General features: G+C 33.6%; 12 protein-coding genes. 8 read left to right on the forward strand and 4 right to left on the reverse strand.

Features of this window, described 5'->3' with window-relative positions; genetic code table 11:
* The first annotated feature begins 170 nt into the window (after positions 1–170).
* A complete protein-coding gene (gene ggt / locus J3U37_RS03255) occupies positions 171–1,868 on the forward strand; it encodes a gamma-glutamyltransferase (protein ID WP_267373345.1) in 1,698 nt (565 codons plus the stop codon).
* Positions 1,869–1,982: 114 nt separating this feature from the next.
* On the opposite strand, the gene rplI is transcribed toward ggt, so the two are convergent.
* From rplI to rpsF, 4 genes are read right to left on the reverse strand one after another with little or no spacing between them, the layout of a single operon-like run.
* Positions 1,983–2,432 carry a 50S ribosomal protein L9 gene (gene rplI / locus J3U37_RS03260; protein ID WP_267373347.1) on the reverse strand — a complete coding sequence of 150 codons (450 nt, stop codon included), beginning with the start codon at positions 2,430–2,432 and terminating at the stop codon, positions 1,983–1,985.
* A gap of 22 nt (positions 2,433–2,454) precedes the next feature.
* Positions 2,455–2,682, reverse strand: a complete 228-nt coding sequence (rpsR, locus tag J3U37_RS03265; protein WP_025314965.1) for a 30S ribosomal protein S18 — start codon at positions 2,680–2,682, stop codon at positions 2,455–2,457.
* A 4-nt stretch (positions 2,683–2,686) separates the two neighbouring features.
* The gene (priB, locus tag J3U37_RS03270) at positions 2,687–2,992 is read right to left on the reverse strand and encodes a primosomal replication protein N (protein ID WP_366518690.1); all 306 of its coding nucleotides are present in this window, start codon (positions 2,990–2,992) and stop codon (positions 2,687–2,689) included.
* Positions 2,979–3,362 carry a 30S ribosomal protein S6 gene (rpsF, locus tag J3U37_RS03275; protein ID WP_220219213.1) on the reverse strand — a complete coding sequence of 128 codons (384 nt, stop codon included), beginning with the start codon at positions 3,360–3,362 and terminating at the stop codon, positions 2,979–2,981. Before rpsF ends, priB begins: the two co-directional genes overlap by 14 nt.
* Before the next feature lie 336 nt (positions 3,363–3,698).
* Between rpsF and J3U37_RS03280 the strand changes: the two genes are divergently transcribed.
* From J3U37_RS03280 to J3U37_RS03310, 7 genes are all read left to right on the forward strand, one after another.
* The gene (locus J3U37_RS03280; protein ID WP_220219214.1) at positions 3,699–4,046 is read left to right on the forward strand and encodes an HIT domain-containing protein; all 348 of its coding nucleotides are present in this window, start codon (positions 3,699–3,701) and stop codon (positions 4,044–4,046) included.
* 4 nt (positions 4,047–4,050) lie between these two features.
* Positions 4,051–4,746, forward strand: coding sequence for a hypothetical protein (locus tag J3U37_RS03285; RefSeq protein ID WP_267373349.1), 696 nt, complete (start codon positions 4,051–4,053; stop codon positions 4,744–4,746).
* Entirely contained in the window at positions 4,746–5,789 is a 1,044-nt protein-coding gene (gene nagZ / locus J3U37_RS03290; RefSeq protein ID WP_267373350.1) for a beta-N-acetylhexosaminidase, read from the forward strand. The genes J3U37_RS03285 and nagZ overlap by 1 nt, the downstream gene beginning before the upstream one ends.
* Complete coding sequence (locus J3U37_RS03295) at positions 5,770–7,011, forward strand: sigma 54-interacting transcriptional regulator (RefSeq protein ID WP_267373351.1); 1,242 nt, start codon at positions 5,770–5,772, stop codon at positions 7,009–7,011. The genes nagZ and J3U37_RS03295 overlap by 20 nt, the downstream gene beginning before the upstream one ends.
* Before the next feature lie 2 nt (positions 7,012–7,013).
* A complete protein-coding gene (gene rfbB, locus J3U37_RS03300) occupies positions 7,014–8,042 on the forward strand; it encodes a dTDP-glucose 4,6-dehydratase (RefSeq protein WP_267373352.1) in 1,029 nt (342 codons plus the stop codon).
* A 445-nt stretch (positions 8,043–8,487) separates the two neighbouring features.
* Positions 8,488–10,440: an HAD family hydrolase gene (locus J3U37_RS03305; RefSeq protein WP_267373353.1), complete on the forward strand. Its 1,953-nt coding sequence runs from the start codon at positions 8,488–8,490 to the stop codon at positions 10,438–10,440.
* A gap of 29 nt (positions 10,441–10,469) precedes the next feature.
* The gene (locus J3U37_RS03310; protein WP_267373354.1) at positions 10,470–12,737 is read left to right on the forward strand and encodes a glycosyltransferase family 8 protein; all 2,268 of its coding nucleotides are present in this window, start codon (positions 10,470–10,472) and stop codon (positions 12,735–12,737) included.
* Positions 12,738–12,753 lie beyond the last annotated feature (16 nt).

Raw genomic sequence — 12,753 nt, forward strand, 5'->3', positions numbered from 1 at the left:
ATTGAATTTGCATCAAATTTAGCAATTTCCACCTGATTGTTTATTATTTATCCACCTCCGCATTTCTATGCTATATTGATATTTCCTTCACGCTTTACATAATTTTTTTGCTCAAGTATTTAATTAATTTTTATATCGTGAAGGCGACGAGCAATTTAAGGAGGTGTAACATGTTTTATCTTAAATCATTAAAACATTATTGGTTTTTATTGTTTTTAATCATAAGCCAGCATGTTAGTGCGACTTTACAAAAACCACCGTTATTTGAAGCTGGCGCAGTTGCCTCTCCCGATTATTACGGCGCTATAGCGGCTCAAGAGATGTTAGCTAAAGGCGGAAATGCGGTGGATGCAGCTGTTGCGACTGCATTTGCACTCGCCGTCACCTATCCTGAAGCAGGTAATATTGGTGGTGGCGGATTTATGACGCTGTGGATGGACGGCAAACCTTATTTTATTGATTACCGGGAAGTAGCACCTGGCAAAGCGACTAAGGATATGTATCTTGATGCAGATAAAAATGTGATCCCTAATTTAAGCTTATACTCTCATCAAGCTTCCGGTGTTCCCGGCACTGTTGCCGGGATGTGGGCTGTACACCAACGTTTTGGTAAATTGGATTGGAAAGCGGTTATGGCACCGGCGATACGTTTTGCTCAAGAGGGTTTCACGGTAGACAAACAATTGGTCAAGCGCTATCAAGAAGCCGAAGCTTTGGCGCCTGCTAATGGTTATTTCAAACAGTACTTTGGAACGATGCGAACTGGTGAAACTTTTAAGCAGCCTGAACTAGCGAAAGTATTAGCTCGTATTGCAGATAAAGGAAGCGACGGTTTTTATAAAGGTGAAACAGCTCAATTAATTGCCAAACAGATGACAAAAAATGCCGGCTTAATTACCGAAGATGATTTAGCCAATTATCAAGCTAAATGGCGAACTCCGTTAATTGCAAATTGGCAAAATATGCAAATCATTACCGCACCACCGCCGAGCTCCGGCGGAGTGGGCTTAATTCAATTGTTGTTAATGAAGCAAGATTTAGCAAATGAATTTAAAGGTATAACGGTTAATTCTGCTCCGTATATACATCTACTTGCTGAGATTGAAAAACGTGTATTTGCTGATCGGGCAGAATATATGGGCGATCCTGACTTTGTGACTGTGCCAGTTGAACGCTTAATGGATGCCAATTATCTCTCGCAACGAGCGAAACAAATTAATGCCAAAGCGATTACAGCAACAGACCAAGTTAGACCAGGGTTAGATAATGAGAATGAAAAGCTACAAACTACTCATTTTTCAATTGTTGATAAATGGGGAAATGCTGTTTCAAATACTTATACGCTAAATGGCTGGTTTGGATCGTCTGTGGTCATAGAAGGCACAGGGATTGTAATGAATAACGAAATGGATGATTTTAGTAGTAAGCAAGGCGTTGCGAATCAGTTTGGTGTCGTTGGAAAGGATGCGAATGCAATCGAGCCGAATAAGCGTCCATTATCATCGATGTCACCAAGCATTTTTACTCAAAATAATCAGGTTGTAATGGTCATTGGTACGCCCGGTGGTTCAAGAATATTTACTTCAATATTTCAAGTGGTTACTAATGTTTTTGATAATCACATGCCATTAAAAGAGGCTGTGGATGCACCACGTTATCATCATCAATTGCTGCCAAGCAATGTCATTTTTATCGAACCTTTTCAAAGTAAAGTTCCTCAGCCAATAAAGAGTAAACTTGAACAAATGGGATATCAATTTGAACAACAAGATTTTAATGGTGATATTCAAGTAATAAAAATTACTGATAATAAACCTCAAGCTGTGTCAGATGTACGGGGTAGAGGTAAAGCAATGATAGTAAAATAGATAATTAACTTATATCGCATTTTACACGCTAAATCCTATCTGATTGAAAAGGTTAAATGATAAGTATAAAAAAACCCGCCATATTGACGGGTTTTTAAAATTATTAATTGATAATTATTCTGGGATAATATCAACAATAAGTTTAGCAAAAGCTTCGCTGTGTACTTGGAAGAACACTTCGTGCTCACCAGTGGTACGCAATACACCATTTGGTAGGCGAACTTCGCTTTTTGATACTTGAACGCCACGAGCTTTAACTGCATCAGCGATATCACGAGTACCAATTGAACCAAATAATCTGCCTTCGTCACCTGCTTTAGAAGCAATAGTCACTTTAGCTAGAGCATTGATTTCAGCTACACGTTGTTCAGCTGCTTTTAATGTTTCAGCAAGTTTTGCTTCTAATTCAGCACGACGAGCTTCAAAGTATTCAATATTCTTTTTAGTTGCCGGTACTGCTTTACCTTGTGGAATTAAGAAGTTACGTGCGTAACCCGCTTTAACATTAACTTGATCACCTAAGCTGCCTAAATTAGCAACTTTATCGAGTAGAATAATTTGCATTATATGTTCCCTCTGTTGCTAATTACTGATGGTTGTCAGTGTATGGTAATAATGCCAAGTAACGAGCGCGTTTGATAGCGCGAGCTAATTGACGTTGATATTTTGCGCTAGTACCAGTGATACGGCTTGGTACAATTTTACCACTTTCTGTGATATAGCTTTTTAATAAAGAAACATCTTTATAATCAATTTCTTTAACGCCTTCTGCTGTAAAACGGCAGAATTTGCGACGACGGAAATAACGTGCCATTTGGCTATTCTCCTAATAGTTTAATTTGGTCAGCATGTAAAACAAGTTGGCTTGTTTTATTACGTTTAGTATGAGTGCTTATAAAACCACTAACTAAAACTTTGCTGCCTTTTTTTATGTAACTTAACTCTTGTTGTCCACTGGCAATGACGGGCATTATGCACCATGCTTGCCTTGTGAGTTCTGCTTCAATTTGCTCAGAAACGTGTTCTAAATAAAATTGGCAATGTGAAATCCCACTTGGACTCATTTTTCTTATCGGGGTTTTGGTAACAACGCCCGATAACACCAAACGATTATTCTTCCGAATCATCGTCCATGTTTACTTCACTAAAATCATCTTCAGCGTTACGACGCTCATCTTTAGCTTTTAACATTGGTGAAGTTTCAGTTACAGCATGTTTAGTACGCATAATTAAACTGCGAATGACTGCATCATTAAAACGGAAGTTATCTTCAAGTTCATTAACAGCTTCTTGAGTTGCTTCAACATTCATTAACACATAGTGTGCTTTGTGCAGTTTTTCGATAGGATAGGCTAATTGACGACGACCCCAATCTTCTAAACGATGGATTTTTCCACCATCAGTGGTTAATGTACCAGTATAACGTTCAATCATACCCGGTACTTGTTCACTTTGATCTGGGTGAACCATAAATACAATTTCGTAATGACGCATTATCGCTCCCTACGGATTAATCAGCTTTCTGTCGGGGCAACCGCAACCCATTGAAAGCAAGGAACATGAAAATTAGGCGGTTGAAATCGACGGGGCATTATATATCAACTTATTCTGATTGACAAATGAATATGACAAGTTTAATTAGATAACGTAAATAATCGCTTTTTATACTGAAACGTATATATTTTCTGAAACTTCTTGTCAAAAAATCATTCGCTAACTGTAAAATGTAACGATATCTATACATTATTGTTGTTAAAATATGGTATGCTTGCTCAATAATAATTGTCAGTTTGTAAATATTAGCCTTATAAAAAAGAAAGGAGAACTTTAATGACACAGGAAACTATATTTAGTAAGATCATCCGACGAGAAATCCCTGCTGATATCGTTTTTCAAGATGATAAAGTAACGGCATTTCGTGATATCTCTCCTCAAGCTCCCACACATATATTAATTATTCCTAATAAACTTATTCCAACCATTAACCATATAAAAGAAGAAGATGAAGCAACCCTAGGGCATATGATGCTTGTCGCTGCTAAAATTGCCAAACAAGAAGGCATTGACGAAACGGGCTATCGTTTAATCATGAATTGTAATAAAGATGCGGGGCAAGAAGTTTTCCATATTCATATGCATTTGTTAGGCGGAAAAAATTTAGGTCGATTAATAGGTTAATAATATGAATAAAATCAAACAGGTTTTCATTATTGGTCCAATAATTCTTTTATTAGCAGGTTGCCACCTTTTGGGGCAAAAAGATAACGTCAGAGTTAGCCCGCCAATTATTAATGGAACGACAGATAGTACTGGTGTGGTTGATACACCACCGAAGATTGTTAAAGAGACAAACTGGAATCAGATTTTATCTCCGTTTGTGGATAAGATATTACACTCATCAGAAGCCGGAGGCGCTAATAACTTGATCTTAATTAGTGATATCCAAAATCGTAGTGGTGATTATCTTGCTACTAATCAAATCGATAGTGCTTTATATCAATTGATGAGCAAACAAAATACTTATACCGTTGTAGATAAAAAGGCTGTTAATCAAGCTAAACAAACATTGGGCATTTCAGCCGATGATAAACTTGTTTCGCGTAGTAAAATGATTGGTTTGGCTAAATCATTAAGTGCTGGTTATGTCCTATTTACCACCATTTATAAATTACCGACTGATACCGATAATGCCAATGTTGCTATGGAACTTCTTTCAACCCAAAGTGGCGAGATTTTAACTCGTGCCACATCAAAAGATTTTCCTTCTCAGCCAAAAACTCAACCTGAAACGGATACAACAATTTCTGCCCCAACTACGTCCGATGCAACTACAATCGACGCAACTACAACCAATACAACTACAGGGGTAAATCAATAATGGGACCGCTGTTGATCGATGTTGAAGGCACATCGTTAACCCAAGAGGAAAAAGAACTTTTGCAAAATCCGTTGCTTGCTGGAGTGATTTTATTTAGTCGCAATTATCAAGAACCTAATCAGTTAAAAGAATTGATAAAACAGATTCGTGATAATTCTTCGCAACGCCTTTTAATTTCTGTCGATCATGAAGGTGGTCGTGTTCAGCGTTTTAAACAGGGATTTACGCTGATTCCTCCGGCACAATCTTTTGCCGCTTTAAATGATTTACCACAAGCCAAATCACTGGCATTTGATGCGGGTTGGGTACTTGCAATGGAGCTAATCGCTTTTGATATCGAGCTTAGCTTTGCGCCTGTGCTAGATCTCGGGCACGAGTGTTTAGCCATTGGGACTCGCTCATTTCATCAAGATGCTGATATTGCCTATCAAGTTGCTTCTGCCATGATTGATGGTATGCATGCAGCGGGCATGAAAACAACCGGTAAGCATTTTCCCGGACATGGGCATGTAATTGCTGACTCACATAAAGAAACACCAATAGATAATCGTGATAAATCGCTTATTGAGCAAGATATGCAAATTTTTGCCAAACTCATTGCCGATGACAAACTCGACGCTATTATGCCAGCTCACGTTATCTACAGCGCCTTTGATAATAAACCTGCAAGTGGGTCATCTTACTGGCTTAAAACGGTATTACGGCAGCAATTGCAGTTTAAAGGGATCATCTTTTCCGATGATTTATCAATGGAAGGCGCCTCTATTATGGGGAATCATGCTGAGCGAGCAAAGGCAGCATTAGAGGCCGGCTGTGATCTGCTGTTAGCTTGCAATAACAGGCAAGGTACTTTAGCTATTTTACAGCAGCTAGCTGAATTAAATAAAAAGCATAATTTGCAGTCAGAAAAAGCTAAAAGCTTACTGACCGATACCAAAGTAACTTACGATGAATTAATCCATAATCGTGATTGGCAACTTCGTCACAATAATTTAATGAAACTAAACGAAAAGTGGGCAGATCATGCAAGCGGCAATCATTGAAATTAATAATAACCAACTTTTAGTTGCCTATAATAGTGCAGCAAAAGCTTTATTTACGCACAATACGTTAGTATTGAATCAACCATTTAATTATAAAAAAGTATTCAATTTAGATGAATCGTCAAATTTAGATATCCAAGATGACACGATAATTGTATTAAATTCTCAATACTTTCTGTTACAAAAAGTCGATGAACAATCTAAAACGATCTTTATTTTACAATCTATTGAATATTTGAAAAAAAGGTTATCTAAAATACAAGTTGTTGGGCGGCATGCATTTGATATTTTCGCAACAGAAAGTTTGGTAATGAAAAAACTCATTGCACAAGCTAAAGCTTTTTCAATGCAACGTGAACCACTTTTAATATCGGGCGAAACAGGGACGGGCAAAGATTTACTTGCTCATGCTTGTCATCAATATAGTCCACGAGGAGATCAAACCTTCTTAGCGCTAAATTGTGCAGCCATGCCCGATGATGTCGTTGAAAGTGAATTATATGGACACGCAGCCGGTGCTTATCCGGGTGTAACTGAAAGTAAAAAAGGCTTTTTTGAGCAGGCGAATGGTGGATCGGTATTACTTGATGGCATTGATGAAATGTCATTTCAAATGCAAACAAAATTATTACGATTCATCAATGACGGTTATTTTCGCCGAGTTGGGGATGATAACGAAGTTTATGTCGATGTAAGAATTATTTGTGCCACTAAAGTGGATTTGGCCGGTTTAGTTGAACAGGGCAAATTTAGAAAAGATCTTTATTATCGGCTTAATGTCTTATCGCTGAATCTACCTTCATTACAAGAACGCAAAGATGATATCGCACCTTTAACGAAAATCTTTGTCGATGAATTTGCCAACAAACAAGGGATCACCCCACCAAGGATCGATGACAATGTGATAGAGTTTTTAACTCGTTACTCTTGGCCGGGTAATGTACGTCAGCTTAAAAATGTTCTTTATTCAGCATTAGCTCAACTTACTTCATCTGTTTTAACAACAAAAGATATTGTGCTACCGATTCCAACTACTTCACAATTATCTTGGATCAATAATATTGAAAATAAAACACTTGATGAAATGACTAAGCAGTTTGAAAAAGAGATTTTATTAAGGCTGTATGATAAGTACCCTAGCTCAAGAAAACTGGCCAAAAGGTTAGGGGTATCACATACAGCGATTGCCAATAAGTTAAGAGATTATGGAATAGGGCGATAATTTTGTCTGACAGCAAAAAAATTTTGATAACGGGTGGTGCAGGATTCATTGGCTCAGCGGTTATTCGATATATTATCGAGCAGACAGCGCATCAAGTTATTAATCTTGATAAACTGACTTATGCGGCCAATTTGCAAGCATTGCAATCAGTATCCACCAACAACAGATATTTTTTTGAAAAAGTGGATATTTGTCATCGACACGCACTCGACCATATTTTTGAGCAGTATCAACCAAATGCAATCATACATTTGGCGGCTGAAAGTCATGTAGATCGCTCAATTAATCATCCGGCTAAATTTATTGAAACCAATGTTATTGGAACCTTCACACTGCTAGAATCGTCTTATCATTATTGGAAAAACTTAGCTAAAGATTTGAAAAAGAATTTTCGTTTTATTCATGTTTCAACCGATGAAGTATATGGCGAACTGCAACAAAACGAGAGTAAATTTACTGAATCAACCCCTTATGCACCAAATAGCCCGTATTCAGCATCAAAGGCATCAAGCGATCATCTAGTCAGATCTTGGTATAAAACCTATGGTCTGCCAACAATTATCACACACAGTACAAATAATTACGGTCCATTCCAACATCCTGAAAAGTTAATTCCATCAGTCATTGCAAATGCCCTTGCCGGTAAACCGATACTTATCTATGGTGAAGGCTTGCAAATGCGTGATTGGATTTATGTGGAAGATAATGCTAAAGCTTTATATTCCGTTTTAATCAATGGTAAAATAGGCGAAACATACAATATTGGTGCTAATAACGAATCAACCAATATAGCATTAGCTGAAAAACTTTGTAAAATACTTGATGAACTCGCTCCCCAATATAAAAGTTCAATAATAAAATATCGGGATTTAATTCAATTTGTATCTGACAGACCGGGCCATGATTATCGATATGCTATCGATTCATCTAAAATAACGAAAGAATTAGGTTGGCAACCTCAAGAGGACTTCGAAAGTGGGTTGAGGAAGACGGTTATAGCATATTTAAATAGCAAACAAATAATAGGATGAATTTTAGATTACCTAATGTTTCAATTTCAATATGTGTGTATAATGTTAAAATTTATTCACGACACTGTTAAAAGTGAAGCTCTATTTTCTTAATAATAATGTGAGATAGGTTTGAAAAAATTTATCGTTTTTAAGTGAATTTGTAAGAGTATGATGAAAATAGTTTCAGCTCAAATTCTTACTTCATGCCTTTTTAAATAAATTGCCGTTTTTTAGAAACATTATTCTGTTAATTACAATTTATAGAAATTAGTTTAAGCATTACTTTATGTATTATTGTTTTAAGTAATGTATTTTCATAAGATGACAGAGTAATTTTAAAAAGATATACTTACCAAAATCATATAAATTATTTACATTAAATATACAAATATATATTGCTTATTGTCATAAACAGAATATGTATGCATATCATTTTTATACATTTAAAAGGTTTTAAATACTTATGCTAGATAAAGTAAAAAAATTAATTGACACTCATGAAATAATTTCGTTTGATATTTTTGACACTCTATTATTAAGAATATATGCAAAACCTACAGATTTATTTTTGCATATGGAAAAGCTTTATAATATTCCTGGTTTTTTTAAAGCTCGAATAGCGGCTGAAACTAATGCTAGAGCCCACACTTCAGCAGAAGAAATAACATTAGATGAGATATATCAACAATTACCAGATTATTTCCGAACCTTTAAATGTAAAGAAATAGAGCATGAAATAGCGGCTTTAAAAGTCAATAAAGATATTTATCAAGTTTACAAATATGCCTTGAAGAAAAAAAAGAAAATAATTATCACTTCAGACATGTACTTGCCAAAAGATATATTAATAAATGTTTTACATAAAAATGGTTATAACAAATATGATCATTTTTATTTATCTTCTGAAACTTTAGTTACAAAACACAATGGCACACTTTATACACTTATTTTAAATGATTTAAATATAACTGCTCCTAATACACTATTACATATTGGGGATAATTATTATTCAGATTATGAAAGAGCGATAGAGAAAGGAATTGATGCTTATCATTACAAAAAAGCAATAGATCAGTTATTTGAAAGCAATATACGTACTAAAATGTACTATGATCAAAATCCTAATGATGTTGGTGCCTCAATATTGCTTGGATTACTTGCTTATAATCATCTAAAATTTGATAAAAATTATTGGAAAAACTTTGGTTATAATTACGCCGGACCGACCGTATTTTCATATGTTTATTGGTTAAAAAAGTCATTCGAAAAAGATAATATAAATAATGCACTTTTCGTTGCTAGAGATGGATATTCATTAAAAAAAGTGTTTGATCTAATGAATGATGATGAAGTTAAATCGAGTTATATTTATGCACCGAGGGTATTGAGTACTCTGTTTTATCTAGATTTTAATCAAAATAAGTATATTGATCCCAATGAAAAATTTTCAGCAGTCAAAAATATATTATCTCACTATAAAGAACGAAATGATATTTTGAAAGAAAAAACACCTAATATCACTTCAACTGAAGAAGGTGTGGCTTTTATTGAGCAACATATTGATATATACAAGAAACTTGCTGAAGAGGAAACTAAATCTTATAAAGATTATATAGAAAATTTATCTTTAAAAGAAAATCTCGCTATTATCGATACCTGTTCAATTAATTTATCATCGCAAAGATTGATTGAAAAAATAATAGGGAAGCAACTTTATGGATACTACTTTTTGTTACAAGCTAATGAAAATACAAATATTAATCTAGATGATTATATATTAAGAGCTTATCGAGAAGATAAATTTTCGTGGATAAAAGATTGGGATGTCATGGAATTTTTTATGACATCACCTGAACCGCCAATCAAAGATTTTAGAAATGGAAACCCAATCTATAAAAAGCCAGATAATAATGACAAAATTCGTAGTGAAATTTATCCTGTTCTGTCTGAAGGTATAGTAGAATTTGCGAAGGATTTATTGTCTTCATTTCCAAATTGTAATCCATTCATTACGTGGAAAAATATTTTCGATTGGGTAAATATTTTTTGTTCTGTTTCCACTCCAAAAGATAAAAAGATGCTTGCTAATGTCAATCATGCTTTTGATTTTAATCATGAAAAATATGTTCCAATCTGTAAAGAATGGTATAATTTTGAATATGAGAATAAAATTCAGATCAAAAATAAATTCAAAATAGGTAATTTAGTCGTTTTAAAAAAATTATCTAAGAAGAATATATCATCATATTTTTTCTTTAATCTGCCAATCTTAACAATTAATAAGGAAAATAAGCGTATCAATTATCATTTGTTCAAATATATTCCGGTTTATAAAAGGAAAGAAAAGAAGAACAAAATGAAATATTATGCTTTCAACCTACCTATTTTAACAATTACTAAGAAATATTATCGATAAAAATATCAATTTTTAGGAAAACATTAACGATGAAAAGTAGTTATATAAATTTTGTTTTAACTGGTGATAATAACTATGTAGCTCCATTAGGTGTTTGTATGACTTCTATTCTGCTTAACCTAGCCGAGAATAGACGAGCACGTTTTTTTGTATTTGTTCAAGGTTTTACTAAAGATGATAAGAAGCGGCTTGAAGATGTAAAAAAAGTGAGGCCGTGCGAAATCATTTTTGTCGAGATGGAAGATTATATTCATCTTTTTGACTGTATCGATACTAGTAAATTTGTTTTGCAATATGTTAATCTTGTTGTTTATTATAGATTATTAATGCTAGATATATTACCAGATGATGTTGATAAATGTTTTTATATTGATGGTGATATGATTATTGATTCTGATCTTTCTTATTTATATGATAAGTTTGATGAAGAAAACGTTATGGGTGCTGTTGTTGAAATACTTGCTATGCAATATAGAGATAGTATTTTAAAACATTTTATGGAATGGAAAGATCTAAAAAATTTTCAGAATAATCCATTAAAATATCCTTATTTCAATGCTGGTTTCTTTTTATTAAATGTTAAAAAAGCAAAAGAATTAGAATTATTCAAAAAAGCTTTTGAATTTTTAGATAATCACCCAAATCCTCCGTACGCAGATCAAGATACACTTAATTATATTGTTGGTCAGACTCATCCACACTTATTAGAACATTTTCCTCCTTCATATAATGTGTTTTGTGATATGCATCACGACATTGATTTATACTATGATGCTTTTTACGATAAGAAAGATATCCAAGAAGCCTTCAATCATCCTAGGATCTATCACTATGGTGGAGCTAACAAGCCTTGGATAAATCGAAAAGTTAGATTTTTTTATTCAATATGGTGGCGATATTGTCATTTATCTCCATGGTCAGATTTGCCAGAGCCTGAACCGGAAGAAATCTATCATGAGGAATTAATAAATACAACGCCAAATACAAATAATTCTGATGAGCATAAAAACCTTAATAATCCAAATAACTCATGTTCAACTTTTAAATTATTTAATTTTATTCCGCTGTTTAAGAAAAAGATTAAATATAATGAGAAAAAATATTACTTTTTAGGTATACGCTTGTATTCTAAGAAACAAGTAAATTCTTATTTCAAATGCTACCGAATTTTAGGGCTGAAATTTAAAAAAATCAATTTGCAGAAAATGTTTGAATTCAAAATTGAAGATGTGAAAAACGTCATGAATTGGCATTTTCAAGACTCAAAAAATAGAGCTGATTGGTTATATGATAAATTGATGCATCATGTTGATTGTCAATTACAAGGATTGCGAGATGATATTCATTTAGCGATTAATAATTCTGATAATCCAACAAATACAATGAATGACGAATATAACCAATTATTAAATTCTAAATTTGAAAATATTAAAAATGAAATCAATGATATAAATGAAAAATTTATTGACATTAAAAATGAGTTCGATTTGATATCAAAAAATAGTTTAGAAAATTTTGCTTCATTGAATAAAAACCTTGAAACTGAAGTTAATAAACTTGTAGCTGATAATTTAGATACAAAACAAAGTCTAACTGTTCGAATGCAGGGTTTAGATAAAAAAATAAGTATTAATAATTCTGTGTTTATCACTCATCAAAAAACTTTCTTACCATATAAAAATATGTTTAATGGTAAAGAAATTGCAATACTTGCTACAGGTCCATCTTTGAATCATTATGTACCTATCCCTAATGTGATCCACATTGGAGTAAATAGAGCGTACAAATTTGATAAAGTAGATTTTGATTTTTTATTTATCCAGGATATTTCCGGATTAAAAGATGAAATTGCAAACATAAATCAGTATGGCCAAGGTAAATGTCAGAAATTTTATGGCGATGTACTAACAATGGAAACTTGTGCAATACCTGAAAGCTATTTAATTAAATATGGTGCAAAGCGTTATTATACGGGTGGAATGCATACACCATTTGTGAGGGATATTTCTTCTTGCTTGTTACCGGATTTCGGCTCAGTGGTTTTTGCTGCTCTAGCATTTGCCCTATATACCAATCCTAAGAAAATTTATTTAGTTGGATGTGATTGTAGTGAAGATGGTTACTTTGATGATAATAAAAAATCAATATCACCTTCTTTAAAAGGTGATTTGCCAAATATTTTACAAGGTTGGCAAAATTTCAAAACCTTTGCTAATCATGTTTATCCAGATACTGAAATAGTTTCTGTTAACCCTGTAGGTTTGAAAGGATTATTTCAGGAAATTGAGGTAAAATAATGTTTAATCTAATTAG

The sequence above is a fragment of the Gilliamella sp. B3172 genome, assembly GCF_026536465.1.
Lineage (GTDB): Bacteria > Pseudomonadota > Gammaproteobacteria > Enterobacterales > Orbaceae > Gilliamella.

Coding starts and splice junctions, on each gene's coding strand:
- rplI (WP_267373347.1), bottom strand. CDS start 2,432: ATGCAAATTATTCTACTCGATAAAGTTGCTAATTTAGGCAGCTTAGGT.
- ggt (WP_267373345.1), top strand. CDS start 171: ATGTTTTATCTTAAATCATTAAAACATTATTGGTTTTTATTGTTTTTA.
- rpsF (WP_220219213.1), bottom strand. CDS start 3,362: ATGCGTCATTACGAAATTGTATTTATGGTTCACCCAGATCAAAGTGAA.
- nagZ (WP_267373350.1), top strand. CDS start 4,746: ATGGGACCGCTGTTGATCGATGTTGAAGGCACATCGTTAACCCAAGAG.
- rpsR (WP_025314965.1), bottom strand. CDS start 2,682: ATGGCACGTTATTTCCGTCGTCGCAAATTCTGCCGTTTTACAGCAGAA.
- J3U37_RS03285 (WP_267373349.1), top strand. CDS start 4,051: ATGAATAAAATCAAACAGGTTTTCATTATTGGTCCAATAATTCTTTTA.
- J3U37_RS03280 (WP_220219214.1), top strand. CDS start 3,699: ATGACACAGGAAACTATATTTAGTAAGATCATCCGACGAGAAATCCCT.
- J3U37_RS03310 (WP_267373354.1), top strand. CDS start 10,470: ATGAAAAGTAGTTATATAAATTTTGTTTTAACTGGTGATAATAACTAT.
- J3U37_RS03305 (WP_267373353.1), top strand. CDS start 8,488: ATGCTAGATAAAGTAAAAAAATTAATTGACACTCATGAAATAATTTCG.
- J3U37_RS03295 (WP_267373351.1), top strand. CDS start 5,770: ATGCAAGCGGCAATCATTGAAATTAATAATAACCAACTTTTAGTTGCC.